Annotated in this window: 19 protein-coding genes; 9 read left to right on the forward strand and 10 right to left on the reverse strand. The window is 36.1% G+C overall.

Annotated elements, in window-relative coordinates:
- Window positions 1-55 precede the first annotated feature (55 nt).
- Together CQ022_RS05070 and CQ022_RS05075 are read left to right on the forward strand one after the other, a co-directional pair.
- A complete protein-coding gene (locus CQ022_RS05070; RefSeq protein ID WP_105682058.1) occupies window positions 56-1,687 on the forward strand; it encodes a M1 family metallopeptidase in 1,632 nt (543 codons plus the stop codon).
- 133 nt (window positions 1,688-1,820) lie between these two features.
- The gene (locus CQ022_RS05075) at window positions 1,821-3,677 is read left to right on the forward strand and encodes a PDZ domain-containing protein (RefSeq protein ID WP_105682057.1); all 1,857 of its coding nucleotides are present in this window, start codon (window positions 1,821-1,823) and stop codon (window positions 3,675-3,677) included.
- Window positions 3,678-3,801: 124 nt separating this feature from the next.
- Here CQ022_RS05075 and CQ022_RS05080 read toward each other — a convergent pair whose 3' ends face one another.
- The 4 genes from CQ022_RS05080 to pepE all read right to left on the reverse strand — a co-directional run bounded on the left by CQ022_RS05080 (window position 3,802) and on the right by pepE (window position 8,022).
- Window positions 3,802-4,977, reverse strand: coding sequence for a sensor histidine kinase (locus tag CQ022_RS05080; RefSeq protein ID WP_105682056.1), 1,176 nt, complete (start codon window positions 4,975-4,977; stop codon window positions 3,802-3,804).
- Between the two features lie 6 nt (window positions 4,978-4,983).
- A complete protein-coding gene (gene dacB / locus CQ022_RS05085) occupies window positions 4,984-6,357 on the reverse strand; it encodes a D-alanyl-D-alanine carboxypeptidase/D-alanyl-D-alanine-endopeptidase (protein WP_105682055.1) in 1,374 nt (457 codons plus the stop codon).
- A 109-nt stretch (window positions 6,358-6,466) separates the two neighbouring features.
- Window positions 6,467-7,330 (reverse strand): hypothetical protein, encoded by an 864-nt coding sequence (locus CQ022_RS05090; protein WP_105682054.1) that lies wholly within the window; start codon window positions 7,328-7,330, stop codon window positions 6,467-6,469.
- Entirely contained in the window at window positions 7,330-8,022 is a 693-nt protein-coding gene (gene pepE, locus CQ022_RS05095) for a dipeptidase PepE (RefSeq protein WP_105682053.1), read from the reverse strand. Before pepE ends, CQ022_RS05090 begins: the two co-directional genes overlap by 1 nt.
- A 195-nt stretch (window positions 8,023-8,217) precedes the next feature.
- On the opposite strand from pepE, the gene CQ022_RS05100 reads away from it, so the two are divergent.
- Window positions 8,218-8,754 (forward strand): tetratricopeptide repeat protein, encoded by a 537-nt coding sequence (locus CQ022_RS05100; RefSeq protein WP_228421604.1) that lies wholly within the window; start codon window positions 8,218-8,220, stop codon window positions 8,752-8,754.
- A 169-nt stretch (window positions 8,755-8,923) separates the two neighbouring features.
- Here the strand turns inward: CQ022_RS05100 and CQ022_RS05105 are convergent, their stop codons facing one another.
- Complete coding sequence (locus CQ022_RS05105) at window positions 8,924-9,412, reverse strand: YdeI/OmpD-associated family protein (protein ID WP_105682051.1); 489 nt, start codon at window positions 9,410-9,412, stop codon at window positions 8,924-8,926.
- Between the two features lie 239 nt (window positions 9,413-9,651).
- Between CQ022_RS05105 and fsa the strand changes: the two genes are divergently transcribed.
- Window positions 9,652-10,305 carry a fructose-6-phosphate aldolase gene (gene fsa / locus CQ022_RS05110; RefSeq protein ID WP_076597548.1) on the forward strand — a complete coding sequence of 218 codons (654 nt, stop codon included), beginning with the start codon at window positions 9,652-9,654 and terminating at the stop codon, window positions 10,303-10,305.
- Window positions 10,306-10,377: 72 nt separating this feature from the next.
- Here fsa and CQ022_RS05115 read toward each other — a convergent pair whose 3' ends face one another.
- The 5 genes from CQ022_RS05115 to CQ022_RS05135 form a co-directional block, all read right to left on the reverse strand.
- Window positions 10,378-11,238 carry a GLPGLI family protein gene (locus CQ022_RS05115; protein WP_105682050.1) on the reverse strand — a complete coding sequence of 287 codons (861 nt, stop codon included), beginning with the start codon at window positions 11,236-11,238 and terminating at the stop codon, window positions 10,378-10,380.
- A gap of 19 nt (window positions 11,239-11,257) precedes the next feature.
- On the reverse strand, window positions 11,258-11,824 hold the full coding sequence (locus CQ022_RS05120) for a sugar O-acetyltransferase (protein WP_105682049.1): 567 nt from the start codon (window positions 11,822-11,824) through the stop codon (window positions 11,258-11,260).
- Between the two features lie 164 nt (window positions 11,825-11,988).
- Window positions 11,989-12,888: a GLPGLI family protein gene (locus tag CQ022_RS05125; RefSeq protein ID WP_105682048.1), complete on the reverse strand. Its 900-nt coding sequence runs from the start codon at window positions 12,886-12,888 to the stop codon at window positions 11,989-11,991.
- A 56-nt stretch (window positions 12,889-12,944) separates the two neighbouring features.
- Window positions 12,945-14,831, reverse strand: a complete 1,887-nt coding sequence (locus CQ022_RS05130; RefSeq protein ID WP_105682047.1) for a M56 family metallopeptidase — start codon at window positions 14,829-14,831, stop codon at window positions 12,945-12,947.
- A 5-nt stretch (window positions 14,832-14,836) separates the two neighbouring features.
- Window positions 14,837-15,202 carry a BlaI/MecI/CopY family transcriptional regulator gene (locus CQ022_RS05135; RefSeq protein WP_041461463.1) on the reverse strand — a complete coding sequence of 122 codons (366 nt, stop codon included), beginning with the start codon at window positions 15,200-15,202 and terminating at the stop codon, window positions 14,837-14,839.
- 484 nt (window positions 15,203-15,686) lie between these two features.
- Between CQ022_RS05135 and CQ022_RS05140 the strand changes: the two genes are divergently transcribed.
- From CQ022_RS05140 to CQ022_RS05160, 5 genes are all read left to right on the forward strand, one after another.
- Window positions 15,687-16,664, forward strand: a complete 978-nt coding sequence (locus tag CQ022_RS05140) for a heme-binding domain-containing protein (protein ID WP_228421602.1) — start codon at window positions 15,687-15,689, stop codon at window positions 16,662-16,664.
- Between the two features lie 3 nt (window positions 16,665-16,667).
- A complete protein-coding gene (locus tag CQ022_RS05145) occupies window positions 16,668-17,141 on the forward strand; it encodes a hypothetical protein (protein WP_105682045.1) in 474 nt (157 codons plus the stop codon).
- 56 nt (window positions 17,142-17,197) lie between these two features.
- Window positions 17,198-18,091, forward strand: a complete 894-nt coding sequence (locus tag CQ022_RS05150; RefSeq protein ID WP_105682044.1) for a hypothetical protein — start codon at window positions 17,198-17,200, stop codon at window positions 18,089-18,091.
- 104 nt (window positions 18,092-18,195) lie between these two features.
- Window positions 18,196-19,248 (forward strand): sensor histidine kinase, encoded by a 1,053-nt coding sequence (locus CQ022_RS05155; RefSeq protein WP_105682043.1) that lies wholly within the window; start codon window positions 18,196-18,198, stop codon window positions 19,246-19,248.
- Entirely contained in the window at window positions 19,223-19,990 is a 768-nt protein-coding gene (locus tag CQ022_RS05160; RefSeq protein ID WP_105682042.1) for a LytR/AlgR family response regulator transcription factor, read from the forward strand. Before CQ022_RS05155 ends, CQ022_RS05160 begins: the two co-directional genes overlap by 26 nt.
- Window positions 19,991-19,998: the final 8 nt, after the last annotated feature.

Raw genomic sequence — 19,998 nt, forward strand, 5'->3', positions numbered from 1 at the left:
TCGGGCTATTAATTTAATTTTATACTTTTGAAAAGATTTAATAATAAAAGTTTAAATGAAAAAATTGTCATATACACTCTTATTTGCATCAGGGCTGGTTTTCGGACAGTTCTTTGAGAAGGGTAAGGTTTTCACCAAACAGGATACATTAAAGGGTTCCAATACCGAATTCAGAAATTTTTGGGATGTCAAAAAATATGATCTTTCCGTAGAGCCTGATTTTGAACAGAAAAGCATTAAAGGAAATAATAAAATCAGCTTTGAGATCATCAAAGATGTTACTAATCCTGTTTTCCAGATTGACCTTCAGCAACCGATGAAAGCTGATAAAGTAGAAGGAAACTTTCCTATTGCAAATTATAAGCAGGATGGAGACTTTATTTTCATTACTACCAATAAAAAATTCAAAAAAGGCGAAAAATACACCATTAATTTTACCTATTCAGGGAATCCTACCATTGCTAAAAAAGCACCCTGGGATGGCGGATGGGTTTTCACTAAAGATGAAAAAGGAAATCCATGGATGACTGCTGCTGACGAGGGAATAGGAGCTTCCATATGGCTTCCTACCAAAGATATCTGGAGCGATGAACCTGATAACGGGATCATTATGAAAATTGTAACACCTAATGATCTGGTAGGTGTGGGTAATGGCAGACTCACTGATAAAAAAACAACGGGCAGTAAAACTACTTATACCTGGGAAGTTAAAAATCCTATCAATGCCTACTCCATTATCCCGAGTATCGGAAAATATGTGAATTTTAAAGATATATTTGAGGGTGAAAAAGGAAAACTGGACCTGGATTATTGGGTAATTGACTATAATCTGGACAAGGCAAAAAAACAATTTCAACAGGTAAAACCTATGCTCTCAGCATTTGAATACTGGTTTGGTCCGTACCCGTTTTATGAAGATTCATACAAACTTGTAGAGTCTCCTCACCTTGGGATGGAGCATCAAAGTAATGTAGCCTATGGAAACAAATATCAGAACGGCTATCTTGGCAGAGATCTTTCAGGAACAGGAGTGGGCTTAAATTGGGATTTCATTATTATTCATGAAAGCGGACATGAATGGTTCGCCAATAATATTACCGCAAAAGACCAGGCTGATATGTGGATCCATGAAAGTTTCACCAACTATTCCGAGACTCTTTTCACGGAAAAATATATGGACAAAAAATCTGCTGAAATCTATGTTCAGGGGATCAGGAAAGGAATAGACAATGACATTCCTATTATTGGTCAATATGGTGTAAGAAATGAAGGCAGCGGAGATATGTATCCGAAAGGAGCCAACATGCTTCATACGATGAGACAGGTCATCAATAATGATGATAAATTCAGACAGATTTTAAGAGGTTTAAATAAAGACTTTTATCATCAGACCGTTACTACCCAGCAGATTGAAAATTATATCTCCTCAAAATCGGGAATTGATTTCTCAACTGTTTTTGATCAGTATCTGAGAACGATAAAAATCCCAACTCTTGAGTATGCTCAAAATGGGGATACTTTAAAGTTCCGTTATACGGATGTCGTAAAAAATCTGAAATTACCTATAATCATCAATGGGGATCAGACGATAAATCCAACGGAAGAATGGCAGACTGTAAAGCTTAAGAAAAGTACTCCGGTTGAGCTAGACCCGAACTATTATATCAATTATAAGGAAACTAAATAAAGAAAAAGGCAAATTTGCACACCCGCAGATTTGCCTTTTCGCTTTTTCACCGTAAAATTTTAAGAAAAGTTTAATACTTTCTCCGTAACAAAACGACAAAAAAAGCAACTATTTAACTATTAATGTAAACCTAATGAGAAAAACAGTACTTAGCCTTGGTATTTTTGCTGCTTTTTTAGCAAATGCTCAGTCTATAAAAACAACTATTGACCTTGTCAATGTAAAAGATGATAAAGTAGCCGTTACCATGGAATTCCCGAAAATGAAATCCGGGGATATTAAATTTCACTTCCCAAAAACAGTTCCGGGTACTTATTCTGTAGACGACTATGGAAGATTCATCGAAGGCATCAAATTTTACGATAATAAAGGAAAAGAGCTTACTTATACCAAAGTAAATGACAATACGTATTCACTGAAAAATGCTCAGGCACTTTCCAAAATCTCTTATCTTGTGAATGACAGCTTTGATGATGAATTGGATACTTCAAAGCATAAAGCCGTATTTTCACCTTCAGGAACGGATATTGAAGCAGGAAAAGTATATATGATCAATACCCACGGATTTATCGGATATATTGAGAATATGCAGGATGTTCCTTATCAGCTTGTCGTTCAGAAACCCACTGATTTCTACGGAACAACAGCTTTGGTAGATCAGGACAAATCTGAATCTACAGATACTTATACTCTTGCCAACTATGCTAAGGTGACAGATTCTCCGCTGATGTACACAAAGCCTGATTATATTACCTTCAATGCCGGAGGAATGGACCTTGTATTAGGCGTATATTCTCCAACAGGAAAATATAAAGCAGCAGATTTTAAAGAGAATCTCGAAAAGATGGTTGTTGCCCAGAAGAAATTCCTTGGGGACATGAATACCAATAAGAAGTATGCGATTATGCTTTATCTTTCCGGTGGTGACGGACCTAAAGTGAAGGGATTCGGAGCATTGGAACACCACGAATCTACAAGTGTAGTGCTTCCTGAGGCAATGCCCAAAGATGCTATTGACAACACCATTACAGATGTGGTTTCCCACGAATTTTTCCATACCGTAAATCCTCTGAAGACGCATTCTGAAGAAATTCATTATTTCGATTATGCAGATCCGAAAATGTCTCAGCACTTATGGATGTACGAAGGCGGAACGGAATATTTTGCCAATCTTTTCCAGATTCAGGAAGGTCTGATCAATAAAGATCAGTTTCTTGAAAGAATGGGAGAGAAAATTGCCAACTCCAAGAGCTATGATGATACCATGCCATTTACAGTAATGAGTAAAAATGTATTGGTAGAGCCTTACAAAGATCAATACCGAAATGTGTATGAAAAAGGAGCTCTTCTGGCAATGTGTCTGGATATTGAGCTTAGAAAACTTTCCAACGGAGAAATGGGATATCGTGATATGATCAGAAAATTGTCTCAGAGATTTGGTGAAAACAAACCTTTCAAAGATGATAAACTGATTGACGAACTGGTAACAGTAACCGGATATCCACAGGTAAAAGAATTCTACAACAAATATATTGCAGGAAACCAGCCGACCCCTTACGCACAATACCTGAGCATGGTAGGCGTAGATATTAAAAAACAGGAAAGCCAGCCTATGTTCTGGTTTATCAAAGATCCGAATCAGACAGGTTTTGATGAAAAGACCAATGCTTTTGCTTTTGATGATCATTCTGCATTGTCTCCATTTGCAAAAAGTATCGGATTTAAAATCACGGACCAGGTACTTGCTCTGGATGGAAGAACGGTAGATATCAAAAAAGTACAGGATTTTATTGGATATACCCGAACCATCAAAGACGGGCAGGAAGTTACGGTAACTATTCTAAGAGATAATGCCGGTAAGAAAGAGAAAATGACATTGAAAGGAAAAGCTATTCTGGATAAAATGACTATGGAAACGCTTACATTCAAGGCGAATCCAACTCCGGAAGAACTAAAATTACAAACACAGTGGCTCACTGGTAAAAAATAAAGAGAAAAGCGGGGAAATTTCCCCGCTTTTTATTTTCTTACTCTGATAGCTTTATTCTTGAATATTCAAACCTAACAGGTTTTGAAAACCTGTTAGGTTTCTTATTTGTAAAAGAAATTTGCAGTTAAAGAGTTTCCTCCTTTCTGATTGTTATCCTGAAAGTACTTCCCTTTCCTACTTCAGTCTGGGAAATTTTAATATCTCCGTTGTGGTATTCATGAATGACTCTTCTTGCTAAAGATAACCCTAGTCCCCAACCTCTTTTTTTGGTAGAATAACCTGGATTAAAGGCATTTCTTGCCTGTTGCTTTGTCATACCACTTCCATTGTCTTTTACCTCAACCAGAATATTTTTGTTTCTTTCAAAAACTGACATGGTAATAGCTCCCTCCCCTTTCATGGCATCCACAGCATTCTTCACCAGATTCTCAATCACCCAGCTCATCAGAATTTTATTATGAGGTACCAAAACCGTGTAAGTAGGAAGATTCAACGTAAAATTAATTTTTCTGGAAATCCTGGTCTTTAAATAATCATAATTCTCCTGAATGGTTTCATTGAAATTTCTGTCATTCAGTTCGGGAATAGAACCTATTTTTGAGAATCGTTCTGAAATTGTTCTAAGTCTTTCAATATCTTTTTCTATCTCATGTACGCCTTCTGATTCAGGATTATCCAGCTTCATAATTTCAATCCAGCCAATCATAGAAGACAAAGGTGTCCCGATCTGATGAGCCGTTTCCTTAGCCAGACCTGCCCAAAGATAACCTTCATCCGTTTTTTTGATCGTCCTGAAAAACCAGAAAGAAAAACCGAAATACAACAGAATAAACAGTCCTAAAATATAAGGTGAATACCGAAGATTATTAAGCAAACGCGAGTTGTCGTAGTATACAAACTGATTGTTTCCATCCGGTACTTTGATCTCAATAGGAGCATAATTCTTCTCCATATTCCGGATCAGATCCTGAAGTTCTTCAGGATTCTTAATGGTAGTTTCAGGGATATTCCTGTAATATCCAAGATCAAGAATAGGGTTTTTATATTTATCTGTTACAATAAACGGAATGGTATTGTTGATATTAAGGATATCCGGAAGCAGATCCAGAACATCCGTATCAGGTGTTTTTACTTCCTGCTGTATTCTTATGGCTTTGGAAAGCAGGCTGATTCTTTTAATCTCCTCTTTTCTGAGAAAATTAATAAGCGATGTTGAAGCCACTACAATGGCAATCACCAAAGTAGTCATCACTACAAAAATGATCCAGTTATTCAGCCTTGTAAGTATGGATTTTCTCAAAGTTATTTATTTTAAAACATTCAGAATTTTCTGCAGCTCTGCATTCCCACTTCCCTGATAGTTGTTGATAATAATCGAAAATACATATTTTTTTCCATCTTTTGCCGTGTGATATCCAGCAAAAGATTTGGTATCTCTCATGGTTCCGCTCTTCATCTTCATTCCATTATCCTGAACCGGAAATCCATCGTAATAGGCTTCAAACCAATTTTGTTTCTTCGCATATAAAAGAGCCTGTACTTCTGCTTTCGCCGCCACATAATTCTGTGGTGAAAGCCCGCTTCCGTCAGCAAAATTGATCATATTAGGATTGATTCCTTTTGATTTCCAGAACTCCTTCAGGTAAGAAATTCCACTTTTGAAGCTTGGATTTCCTTTTTTCTCTTTTCCTAAAGTTTTAATCAATGTTTCTCCGTACAGATTGATGCTTTTTCTTAGAAACCAGTAAACGATTTTATCAAGAGTCGGCGATTGATAAGTCAGGAGAATAGTATTTTTCGGAGCTGTTAAAACTGTTTTTCCCTCTATTTCAAGCTGTGAATTCGTTACCGCTTTTCCTGAAAGTTCAATTCCTGATTCTTTCAGCCATCGTTGTACTTCTGCTGCTAGTTGTAAAGGTGGATTAGGTGTAGAACCGGAAACCGTTACTGTTTTTCCTGACGGAAGCATTCCGTTAATCAGTGCTACATCAGAATGAGGTGCTGTAAAGATCAGACTTTGATCTGAGCTTCCTCCTGTTTTCAAGTCATTCAGCCATTTCACGCCTTCCAACGGATAAGAAAAGCTTTTAAAATCAGTTCCGTTAATATTAATATCAAACTGGTTTTCTTTCCAGTTTATTCCCCACACTCCTGCTCCATAGTAATTGCCAAGATCATCCCACGGCCATCCGCCCGGAATCGTCTGATGGTCAAAATAAGAATCATCAATGACAAGATCGCCTGATATTTTCGTTATTCCTGAAGTTTTAATGGCATCTATCAGTTTCTTTTTAAAATTTTTAGGTTTATAGGCATCGTATCTCCAGCTTCCTAATGTAGGATCACCGTTGGAACTGATGAAAAGATTTCCGTTCAGTGTTCCTCCGGATATGTTTCCGGAATAGCTTGAGGTGGTTGTAAAAGTATAATTTTTCCCTAAAGTTTCCAATGCTGCACCTGCAGTAAAAATCTTTTGTGTAGAAGCAGTAGAAAGTCCCTTGCTGCCCTGGTATTCGTAGATAAAATTACCGTTTTCATCTGAAACATAAAATGATAAACTGGAAGAAACGGCTCCCGAAGAATCCATCAAGTCCTTCGTTACTTTATCTAATTTCTGGGCAATATTCTGTGCGGCCACTACCTGTACGGAAAGTGTGAGAACAGCAAGTGTTTTTTTCATTGCATTGTTGTTTGGGTCTAAACAAATAGGGCTCAAAACAGCTCACTACCAGTAATGATGTTCGGTGTACTGAACCTTTTTCGTATCTCTAAATTCTAATCAAATATAGTTAAAATAAAAGCTTTTCATACTCCCTGAGATCATCGGAGGTGAAAAGAATCTGATGGTCAGGAGATTTTTCAAACGACTGGTCATATTTAAAATATTTCTCATAATCATCTTCATCTATGAAAATATCCATCTGACATTCTTTTATATAGTTTGATTTTTCGCCGTAATCTTGAATAAAATATCCGCAAGGATTCCAGGATTCATGATGACAACGCAGGCAATTTCGTTGGTGTACAGCTTTATATCCACATATTTCACAATCATTTAAGCTTTGGAACAGCAAGGAAATTTCATCTTGTCTGTCTTTCGGAAAAAGTGAGCGTGGAATCATTTTTAAAAGCAGATAATAATTGGGTTCCTGCCATGAGAAATATTTTCTCTCTTCAAAATCATCATATTCTTTTGTGTAAAGCCATAATTTCTGAAGATCATATTCTACTTCAGCTTTCACAATATTTTTAATATTCAGAACGGTCTTATTATTTCTTCTGACATTCTGTTTGTCATCAATTTCAATAATCGGCTGCTGTTCCAGAAAATGATTCAGGCATAAGGTGGTCTGCCATGAATCGATGGTTCTCATTTTTCCTTCCCCGCCACAGATCTCACAGGTTTTAACAGATAATTCTGAATATTTATCTTTGATTTTTTTAAGTTTATTATTGAGTGTTTCGTCTTCAGAATACGTATAGCATCTCAATTCACCGAACTTTTCCTTACCAAAGACACGGTGTTCCCTATTCCAGCCTGCCATGGCAAATTCATACAGCAAGCTCCGGATCAGATCATTCCATCCGGTACTGTTCACTGAAAAATTAGTGAGGTTACGTTCTATGAAAAGAGTAATTTCTTCTGTATTCATTAAAGTTTACTGCCAGCCTCAATTTCGTAAGGTTCTTTATCTTTTTCAAAAATCCTTGTCACTTCACTTCCTTCTACGGTTATTAAATCAGCTTTTCTTCTGATCCAGTTTCCTTCTCTAAGGCCCACCACTTTGATATCGTTTTGGGTAAGAAACTCTTTGATACGGGTTTCTCTGGTTTCTCCGTTATGTTTTAAATCCGGGTTAGGATCCAGATAATGCGGGTTTAGATTGAAAGGAACCAATCCCATACAGTCAAAACTTGGCGGATACACAATCGGCATATCATTGGTAGTTTTCATGTTCTGTCCACCAATATTACTTCCTGCGCTACATCCAAGATAAGCTTTTCCCCCTGATACATTTTCTTTCAGGACAGACATCAAACCTTCCTCGTGTAATGTTTTTACCAATAAGAAAGTATTTCCTCCTCCGGTAAAATACCCTTTTGCCTGGTTCAGGGCTTCTGTTTTATTTTCAAACTCATGAAGGCCTTTCACTTTTACATTGATTGTTTCAAAGAAAGAACGTGCTTTTGCGGTATAGTCGTCATGAGAAATTCCGCCTGGTCTTGCGAAAGGAATAAACACAATTTCGTCAATTCCTTTATATAATTGGATTAATTCTTCTCTTAAATATTCCAGATAGTCTCCCCCAAAAAGGGTGGATGTAGAAGCTAATATAATGTTCATCTGATGTAATTATAGATATTAATAAAAAAATGAATGACAAAGATAGCCTCAAACATGAACGAATCAAAAATTAAATTAAAAAAAACCTTAATCCCGTTAATATTTTCTAAAAAAACTTAAAGCCTCTAAAATTTTAGATTTTGTGGAATTATTATTGAATTTTAGATTTCGAATTTAAAATATAAGATTATGAAAATGAGTAAAATTAATAGTAGAAACCTTTTTTTAGGGTTAATACTGGCAGGAAGTGTAAGTCTTGTAAACGCACAAACGACTCAGCCTGAAACATCAGCAGCAACGAGTCAAACTACGAATCCAACAATTGAAGGTCTTAAAAAACAGATTGCAGCCAATCCCAAGGATGCAGAGTCATTAGCAAAACTGGCTGGTGCTTATCAGGAAGCTTCAGACTGGCCAAATGCCATTGATACCTGGAAAAAAATATCTGTTTTATTACCGGACTGGGCTCCGTCTTATTACAGCCAGGCTTATGCCTATCAGTCTGCAAAAGATGATGCCAATGCAAAAATTGCTTATGAAAAGTATATTGCAACAGTAAAACCTGAAGAAGTAGAGCAAAATAAGAAGAATCTGGCATACGCCTATTTTTATCTTGCCTTTACAGAACAGCAAACTGATCCTAATAAAGCAAAGGAACACATCGCAAAGTCTATACAGTATGACCCAACCAACGAGGATGCTGTAAAGCTTAGCAAAACATTAAATTCTTAGTAAAGAAAATGCCGGAAAGTTTTTCCGGCATTTTTATTATTTACTCTTTAATGATGAATTTTTTTCTCTTCAAAATTTCTTTGTTCATTCTTTATAGTAAAATTTCATCATACGACATCTTGGTTCCTGACTCTTGCATCTTGATTCTTGATTCTTGATTCTCTTACCTCTATTCAATCATCTTTCCATAAAAATCTGTTTCACCGTGCAAGTGCCGGATGATCTTCTCAATATTCCGCTGGATGCTGGCTTCCGTTTTTAAATTGTTGATATAACGGATCAGCTCATTTCTTCTTGAAGGAATCAGATTATCAAAATTTTCTGTGGCCAGAGCACTTTCTTTGATTGCTTTTTCTAATTGCGGATGAATGGAAATACTTCTGTCTGAATCATCATATTCAAGAGCAACCTCAATAACTTCTCCAATTCTTTTTGGGGAATTCTTCAGCATTGTCAGATTGATATACAGCCTCCACTCACCCAGATATTTCATCAGGTTTTGCTTAAATTCCTTCCCATTTACCGTTCCTTTTACAGCTATAGGGCTTTTACTTCTTTTCGACGCAGTAAAAATCTCTTCCAAAATCTCTTCCGGAATAAAAACAAAAGGATTAATTCCTATGATTTCTAATGGAGCTGTGAAACTGTTGTTTTTCATGGATGCAAATTTAAATTAAACTAGAAACTAGAAACAAAAATAACAGTTTGATGAATAGGTATAGAGTTTCTTTTTTATTATTTCAAAAACAATTACTTTCATACACTCCCACATCCAAACCCGCTTACCCTCAAACCCTCTCACTCTCCCACCCGAAAACCCGAACCTCGTAACTCAAAATTCATATCTCAGAACCCAATTAATTCCCTATCTTTGTATCAATAAATCTATTTATCAAAATGAAATTTTTTATTGACACAGCTAATTTAGAGCAAATCAAAGAAGCCAGAGATCTTGGAATTTTAGATGGGGTAACCACTAACCCATCATTAATGGCTAAGGAAGGTATTCAGGGAGCTGAAGCGATCAGAAACCATTATAAAACGATCTGCGAGCTTGTAGACGGAGATATTTCTGCGGAAGTTCTTTCTACAACGTATGAAGAAATGATTAAGGAAGGAGACGAATTGGCTGCTATTCACCCTAATATCGTTGTAAAAATTCCGATGATCAAAGACGGAATCAAAGCTTTAAAATATTTTTCTGACAAAGGAATCAGAACAAACTGTACTTTGATCTTCTCTCCGGGGCAGGCTCTTTTGGCAGCAAAAGCAGGAGCAACTTATGTATCTCCATTCCTAGGAAGATTAGATGATATTTCTACAGACGGTCTGAACCTTATTCAGGAAATCAGATTAATTTTTGATAACTACATGTTCGAAACTGAAATTTTAGCGGCTTCTATCCGTCACTCAATGCACATTATTGACTGTGCTAAAATCGGAGCTGATGTTATTACCTCTCCACTTCCTCCGATCTTGAGCTTATTGAAGCACCCATTAACAGACAGCGGATTGGCTCAGTTTATTGCAGATTCTCAGAAATTAGCATAATCACTGACCCTTATTCAGATATAATAAAACCCGGAACAATATTTCCGGGTTTTTATTTTTTAATGCATAAACTTATTTCAGCAGATCCAGTTCAAGAATATTATTTTGTTTTTTAATATTGGCTTTCGCTCTAGCTTCCTGATCTCTGCTCGCCTGTATAGGATCCAGTATTTTTCCTGTACTGTCTCTCATTTCAATGATCGTCCCTTGTGCCAGCATTTGTTTTTGGTTTTTCATCGGGTCCATACGATAATCATTAAAAGCTTTTTTAAATTTTGCTTCATTGATCACAATAAGAGTACGATAACGTTCTTTATCTTTGGTGCTTTTCCATTCGTATCCGGCTGGAAGTTTTTGACTGCCTTTTAATTCGAAGGAATGAGAATGGGTATTGTCTTCAACCTTTACAATCAATCCCGGAAGTCCATAAAATTTGTATGGCCCGTCCTGAATAGGAAGATCAGTAGTAAACCATGCTGTCCATTTTCTGCCAGCAAAATCACAAATGGCCTTCTGTGTATTAAATTCTCCTACTTTTTCTTTTTCCGGAAGCATCTTCCAATTCTGCATTCTCTTTTCCTGTATCTGGTATTCATCAGAACCTAGAGTGGTAAAGAAATTGGTAGAATATTCAGGATACATTTTTTCAATGTTATAACGTATTTTCCCTTTAAACTTAAAATTACCAAGATTGATATTCAAACTTTGAGTATCTTTCGCAACAATAGCCTGCATCGTGGAGTCTGATACAAAATAATCTTTACTGTAAAATTTAGATCCTTTTGAATTCACTTCAAGATACATTGTTTCGCTTTCCTGCTTATCCTTCGCAGTAGAGTCGATAATAAATTTATACTCGTAAATAAATCTTTGATTCTGGGCACTGGTGAATGCAGCCAACATAAGGCTGAATAGAATGAACATTTTTTTCATGGTTAGTTTGATATAGTTTTTAATTTTCTGCAGAAATATTTTTTACAATCCTACAAGGATTTCCTACTGCTACTACATGATCCGGAATATCTTTTGTGACAACACTTCCTGCCCCAATCACCGAGTTACTTCCAATAGAAACTCCCGGGAGAACAACAACATTACCTCCCAACCATACATTATCCCACACTTTGATGGGATGCGCATACTCCAGTCCTTCATTCCTTTGTTTTACATCAAGTGGGTGACCTGCTGTATAAAAACTACAGTTTGGACCGATGAACACGTTATCACCAAACTCTACTTTAGCACAATCTAAAATAACAAGATTATGATTGGCATAGAAATTCTCTCCAACGGTTATGTTGTATCCGTAATCACACCAGAAGTTGGGTTCTATGCAGATATTTTCTTTAATACTGCCGATTATTTTTTTGAGTAATTGGTATCTGTTTTCTGCATCAGAATTTTTCAATCCGTTATATTCCTGACACAAATCTTTACATCTTATCCGTTCCTGAATTAATTCCTGATCATAGTTGGCATTGTATAAAAGCCCGGCTGCACATTTTTCCTTTTCTGTCATGAGATATAACGTTGATTGTTATTACTTATTGTTCCTTGAAGATAATAAATATATCATAACATAATGAATTGATATTTGTCACTTTTCCCTTGATTTCTTTTCCCCAAATAAAAAACAGGATGACAAAAAATGCCATCCTGCAGATATTAGAAAATATATAATTTTTAATTCACCAGATCCGGTTCTATCGGATTGTTATCTTTTTTTAGAGCCTCTTTGGTATTTTTTTCTATCTCTCTGAATACCTGGTTAGGGTCTGAAATTTCTTTTCCATCTCCTGTTCTCACCTTAAAGCTTACCTTCGTGCCATCTCCGCTTTTCATCATCATTTCTCTCATATTCTTGGCAGGATCATTTACATAAGCTTTCCATACTTTTCTGAACTGATCTTTTGTGACTTCAAGTTCTTTTCCGCCTATTCCCAAAACTCTTACATTATCAGGAAGCTGCATTTCGGTTTCATCAGCCTGAGCACCGATTGTTTTGTTTCCTATCATCGTCATAATATGAGAACCAGTAGCGTCTTCAAGCTTTACGATTAATCCTGGAAGTCCGTAGAATACGTAAGGTCCATCCTGGAAAGGAAGATCTGTTGTAAACCATGCAGTCCATTCTCTACCTCCAAAACTGGTAACAGCTTTTTGAGTCTGGTAAGTTCCGATTTTTTGTTTTTCAGGTAATATTTTCCATTCCGGTTTTTGATCTTCTTTTATTTTATACTTATCTGTAGAAACGTTTTTGAAAAGATAGGTTTTAAAATCCGGGTATTGTTTGGTTACTTTATAAGAAACCTGTCCGGGTCTTTCTCTTCTGTTCACACTGATATTTCCGCCTCCGGCTTTTAATTGTTTTTCAAGCTCAGCTTTTCCGATAGAATCTGCAACAAATTTATCGCGGCTGTAATAGCTTGATCCATTTTTATCAATATCCAGCAGCATCATTTCCGTCTTTACTTCCTGCTTGTTATTGGAATCCGGAATAAACTTATATTCATAGAAGAACCTGTTGACCTGGGCACTGGCAAGTACTCCCAAAAGCATAAAAAATAGGATTTTACTTTTCATAGTGTATGATTAAAAAGGCTTTGCCTATCTAAAATTGACAAAGCCTGATGGAACTTTTATTTCTTTGTTTCGATTCTTACTTCTCCCTCCTTAAAGTCTCCTTTTTTCTGGGTGTTGACATTGACTTTCGATATATTACTTGTATCTAATGAATTTACATCATCCTTAGAGACTTCTCTCCCATCAATATAATATTTGTATTTTACGTCGTCATTGCTGTTTATCTTAAACTTTTTGACTCCGTTCATCGCAATATTTCCATTGCCGTCTTTTTTAATAAAATCTGCATTCATTACAAGAACATCTGGTGAACCATTCGTAACTTTGATAAAAGCACCATCTCTGAAACTGAATGATCTTTTCTCTGCTTCTGCGCGGGCTTTTTCAACATCTTTTCTGATTCGGTCTGCATCAATCCTGATTCTTTCGGTCTGTACTCTTATTCTATCTCCTTCAGCTCTTGCTCTGTCACTTTCTACACGTGCTTTTTCTCCTTCTACTCTGGCCTTAGTTGCTTCTTTCATTGCATTTCTGGCTTCTGCCATTGCTTTGCGTACTTCCTCTTTTTCTTTAGAGCTCAGATCCTTATAGTAAACGGTATTGTTATTTTTAAAATAAACTACTTTGGGTTCTCTTGGCTCTGTAGGAGGCGTAGGAGGAACTACTATTTTTCCTATTTTTGCAGCCTCTCTTCCCGCTTTTTTTGCCGCTCTTTTTATTTTTCGAAGCTCTTTTTTATCAAGAGGATCCATATTTTCAAGCGCCTTCATTTGATTCTTCCACTCAACAGAGTTGAAATATTTATCAACTTCAACATTGGCTGTGATCTCTCCTATCTCTGATGCCAGAGTACTTATTTCTTCAATTTTATCACTGAAAGCATCACTTTCAGGTTCCAGACCTTCCAGCTCTTTCTCTTTTTCTTTCAGCTTTTTTTCCAGCCCGGATAATTTTGTATGATCTTCTGGTGATATAGGTTTCAATTCTGCAATTTTTTCCTGACCAGATTTTTCAGGTCTTAGAGTATCTTTCTTGATTTCTGAAACTACTTTTTTCATAGAAAGATTGGTTTCCTCAATTTCTCTGTTCTTTGCATTTACCAGATAAGCAAAAGCTATTGTAAATACAACTGGCAATGCAAGAATTCTTCGCGCATATCCGAACTTGGTTTTAGGTTTTTGTAACATCTTAAGTCTTTTTTTAAGGTTTGAACTTAGAAACGGACTGGCAACAGGCAACTGTGTTCCGGAAAAGTGGCTTGTTAAAAGCATCTGCGCAAATGCTTTGGTGTCCGATTGTTTTACGGCTTTTTTATCAGCCAGGTATTCGTGGATTAGATTAATTTCTTTTTTGATGATATGAAAAAACGGGTTGAACCAGAAAACAGAGGTAATAATCTCGATAAAGATCTTATCAAAAGAATGCTTCTGTTCAATATGTACCATCTCGTGCTTTAAAATCTGCTTTCCGACATCAGAATTCAAGGTGATTGTATTCTTCCAGAACAGGTTTTTAAAGTAGGAAAATGGAGCTTCGGTAAGGTCTGTACGGTAAAAGTTGATCCCGTCAAAACTTTCTTTCTGAAATTGGTTTTTAAACTGCTGGATTTTGAAAATCCCATACAACAGTTTTCCTAAAAAATAGAGAGAAACCAGTCCCAGAGTTGAAAAAATAATGTTAAAATAAAGGTTACCATTGTCTATGTTTTTTTCTGTATTAAAATTCTGAATCTTACTAAGAAGCATGTAAACATCATTATTAACCTCTATCGTAAAATCGTCTACTCTGATGAGTGGCAGTAAGAGTGACATCACAATTGCTGCCAACAGATAAAACCTGTTATAATGATGGAATGTCTTGTCTTTTAAAGACAATTGATAGTACAAAAACGTTACACCTGAACATAAAATAATTTTCCCAAAGTATAAAAGTATTGCTTCCATAGGTATTAATCTTTCTTTTTGAGTTCATCTAATAACATTTCCAAATCTTCTACTGTCATTTCATTTTTTTCTACCAGAAACGAAACGGCACTTTTGTAAGAACCTTTAAAATAATTCTTTACAAGACTTTTCATCGTTTTCCCGGAATACTGTTCTTTTGAAACAAGCGGAAAATACTCATGCTGTCTTCCATGTACACGATAATCTACAAATTCTTTGTCCTTCAATACTTTTAAAATGGTAGAAACGGTATTGGTATGCGGTTTCGGTTCCGGAAAAAGATCAAGAACATCCTTTAGGAAGCCTTTTTCTATTTTCCATAAATACTGCATTACCTGTTCTTCTGCTTTTGTTAGAGTCTGAATTTTCATATCCTGTTCATTTATCAATTATAATGATATAAAACCTGTCAATTCTATATCACTAATAAATTAGTTATACAAATGTAGAAATAAAATCGACTCAAACAACTATTTTTTTAGTGATAAACCTATTAAAAACATAATACATTGAAAATCAAACAAATAAAAATAGTTAAAATTTATTAAATTTTAACTGAATAGGAATATTCACTGGCTACTCTATAGAAAATCATGTAATAACATTGCTATTTTACACTGAAAAAACACAATTAATATCAAAAGGTTAATTGACCTAAGGAATACATAAGTGAAGCTATCCCGATTTTTAGAAACTTGATATGGATGATAAGCCTAGTAAACCTAAAAGACTTTATGATTTAAAATAAGATTACAAAGCCTCAAAAAAATTCATAATCACAATTGTCAGATTCAAAGTAAAATTTGTCCGATTGATCAAATTTTCAGAAAAACATCCCCCAAAAAGTCCTGAAATTTGAACAAAAAACAAAGAGATATGAACCGTTTTTGGGAAAAAGTAAAAACAAAAAATATTCTGGTTATTGTACTGGCTGTTTTTATTGGAATTCAGTTTTACAGACCTGAAATTAAGCAAAAGCCAATAACAGGCGAGATTCATGTTCCCAGTGATGTAAGAGCGATACTGCAGCGTTCATGTTTCGACTGCCATTCCAATCAGACAGATTTGAAATGGTTTGACCAGGTTGCTCCGGCATACTGGCTTGTAACAGATCATATCAAAAAAGGAAAAGAAGGTCTGAACTTTTCTGAATGGGATCAACTGGCTTCTCCGGCACAAAATGCAAAACTTTGGGAAGCTTTTAATCAGATTAACCTGAAAGCGATGCCTCTTAAAAGCTACGAATTGCTTCATCCGGAAGCCAAGCTTTCTGAAAATGATATCCGTATCCTGAAAAACTATGTGACTTCTCTTGCTCCAAAGCAAAAGCCTGATACCGCAAAAGTTTCCGCTTACAACAAACAGCTGCAGCAAATTAATACAATCCATACTGTCGCACCCAAACCGCAATTACCCACTGCATTGAACGGGATCAGCTATATTCCTGATTATAAAAACTGGAAACCCATAAGTTCTACAGAAAGGCTGGATAACGGGACAATGCGTATCATATTCGGAAATGATATTGCTGTGAAGGCCACCAAAGAACATAAGACCAATCCATGGCCTGACGGAACCATATTCGCGAAAGTAGCGTGGGAACAGATCATAGACAGTGATGGCAATGTCACAACCGGAGCTTTTAAACAGGTGGAATATATGATAAAGGATTCTAAAAAATTTGCATCAACAAAAGGATGGGGATGGGCAAGGTTTTTATCTCCCAAACTTGAACCTTATGGAAAAACAGCCGATTTTGCCAACGAATGTATCAGCTGCCACCGTCCCATGAAAGACAATGATTTTGTATTCACCTCTCCTATTAACCATTAAGCTATGAAAAATCTGATCGTTTATTTACTACTATGCCTATTTATTGTGAGCTGTGGTTCCAAAAAAGAATACGAAGCCGTGAATGAAAATGCATCCCTTCCTGAAAGTTTTGATTTTAATGCGATGAACTTAAAGGTGGTAACCTCTTCAATCAATCATAAAAAACAGACCATGATGACTCTTTACGGCAATGATTCCGCTATTGATGAGTTGAAAGATCATCCGGAAAATGATAATCATAAAGAAAGAATACTGGCCCTTATTACCTGGTCGCAGAAAGAAGATCCCTATTGGTACGGAGCAAAAATTCCCAATCATTTGCTGTCTGTAGAAATTGTTAAAAGTAAGGAGCCTTTTTCAGAAAACTCAGAGATTTTGTATCAAAAATACGAAGGGAAAGAACTTAGGAAAGTCAACGCAGACGGAAGAGACAGAATCCGTACAATACTGAGTATGAAACCTTCAATAATGCCTTAACACAGGATTTTTAAAATCACATATAAAAAAATAATATTCATTAAAACTATTAAAAAATGGAAAAATTCACATTCAGTTCAAGCCTGGTAACAGGATGCATTTCAGCAGCATTACTGCTCTTCACCTCTGTTGCCTGTTCGAAGGATAATCAGGATGAATCCTCCGATCCAGCTGTTAAAGAGGTTCAATTGAGGAATGATGTAAGTCTTGGCAGTGTTCTTACCGATAAAGAAGGACATACCCTTTATTATTTTGCAAATGATGCTACTGCCACCAACAATTGCACCGGAGGATGTGAACCGGTATGGCCCATCTTCAATATAGATAACCTTTCTTCCGAAAAACTGGGAGCCGGATTAGAGCTTTCTGATTTTACTACGATAACAACAGGTTCAGGGAAAAAACAGATAACCTACAAAGGAAGACCTCTTTACTATTATGCTCCTTTGGTGAACGGAACCAATGTAAAAGAAGATGCAGGGAAAACCGGAGGCGAAAATATCGGAGGCGTTTGGTTCGTTGCCAAACCTGATTATACCATTATGCTTACCAATGCCCAACTTGTAGGACATGACGGGAAAAACTACACTTCCACTTATACGGAAGGCACAGGAAAAACATTGTATTTTACAGATACTAAAGGAGTAACATTGTACACCTTTAAAAATGACAAACAAAATAAGAACAATTTTACAGCTTCTGATTTCTCAAATAACGGAGTCTGGCCAATTTATGAAACAGATAAAATTGTTGTTCCTTCCGGACTTGATAAAACACTTTTCGGATCTATTACCGTATTCGGAAGAAAACAGCTTACTTATAAAGGATGGCCTCTTTACCGTTTTGGTCAGGATAATATGATTATGGGATCTAATAAAGGGGTTTCATTTCCTGTTCCCGGCGGTGTCTGGCCAGTGCCTGTAAAGAATATGGCAGCAGCTATGCCTTAATCTTGTGTTTTTATAAAAATCTCTGTGCTAAATAACGGATGTGCTGCTGTGCCGTTATTTAGCTTTTGTATCTTTGTGACAGCTTAACTGCCTGATTTTTATTTATGATCTATGCAAAATATATAAACACCAACGGAAGAAAGGTATTCAGGATTGATCCGAGAATCATTCTATTTAGTGCTCTTTTTATGGGGATTCTGGCTTCGGTACCCAAAATACTCCGTATGCATATTACATTGGGAGAGCTTACAATAGATTTTTCCATCTCTTTTTTATTCTCGTTGTTTGTATGGTATTTTAATATCTATAGTCTGCCTAAATTTTCTATTCAGAATATATCAACACGATTTTTCAATAAAAAACTGGTGATCAGCCTATCCATCGGAGTGCTGGTGATGGCAGCAATAGTACTCATCCATCATATCATATTTCCGAAATATGGATTTAACACCATGGTATTGATGTATGAATTCCGGGGAGTACTGATCAATCTGACCATTTATATGTTTTTGTATCTCTTGTATCAGACTTATAATTCTCAGCAGATTAAATTTGAGCTTGAACAGATCCGGACAGATAATCTGAATGCTCAATATGAACTGCTGAAACAGCAGATTAATCCTCATTTTTTATTCAACAGTCTCAATACCTTGAAATCTATGATTGATATAAAAGATGAAAGTTCGGGTGATTTTGTGGTCAGACTGGCGGATTTCTACCGTTTTACTTTAGATAACAGAAAAATGGATCTTATTCCCTTAAAAAAGGAACTCGCCATATTGGATGCCTATGTTTTTCTTCTGACCTCAAGATTTGAAGATGGCATAGAATTTAAAATAGATATTCAGGAAGAGATATTAAACTCCTATATTCCTCCTTTTACGCTGCAGCTGCTGTGTGAAAACTGTATCAAGCATAATATTGTATCACTGGCAAATCCGTTAATCATAAAATTATACAGTGACTCCGAATATATTGTCATTGAAAACAATTTTCAGCCTAAGAATATTCCACAGGAATCTGCAGGAATAGGAATTGAAAATATCAGAGAACGTTATAAGCACTTTGCAGAAAAGGAGCTGACTATACTTCAGAATGATTCTAATTTCACCGTCAAATTACCCATAGTAGATGAAAGTTTTAGTAATAGAAGATGAGATAAAAACCGCAAAGGCACTGGGGCGAATGATCGTTTCTGTACAGCCGGAGGCTACCATAGTACAGTATATTGAAAGCGTTGCTATGGCCGTTGAATATCTTTCTGGCTCTGAACTTCCGGATGTTATATTTATGGATATTCAGCTGGCAGACGGTAATTGTTTTGAAATATTCAGTCAGATCAGGATAAAAGTTCCTGTCATTTTCTGTACCGCTTTTGATGAATATGCTATAGAGGCCTTCAAAAGTAACGGAGTCGATTATATTTTAAAACCTTTTGAGAAAAAAGATATCCAGTCGGCTTTTGAAAAGATCAACAATCTTAAAAATTTCTTTCAGCATTCTCCTTCTCCCGACCGGAAACTGGAAGATATTCTGAATAACCTGACAACGGGAAGAGGAAAAACCAATTTCCTGGTCTTTTCCAACAATAAATACAGTAATATCCATGTCGACAGAATTGCCTGCTTTTACAGCCAATTTGGAAATACTGTACTGGTGACCCTTGATCAGAAAGAATATTCTATTTCTCAGTCGTTGGATGAGATAGGACAACTGGTTTCAGGAACTCAGTTCTTTAGGATTAACAGGCAATATCTGATTAACTTTGCAGCCATTGTTGAAGTGGAACATTATTTCTCACGAAAACTTCTGGTTAGTTTAAAAATTACCACTCCCGAAAAACCTCTTGTCACCAAAGACAAAGCTTCCCGTTTTCTTCAATGGCTTGAAGAACGGTAAAATAATCA

The organism is Chryseobacterium culicis, from assembly GCF_002979755.1.
In the GTDB taxonomy this organism is placed as follows: Bacteria; Bacteroidota; Bacteroidia; order Flavobacteriales; family Weeksellaceae; genus Chryseobacterium; species Chryseobacterium culicis_A.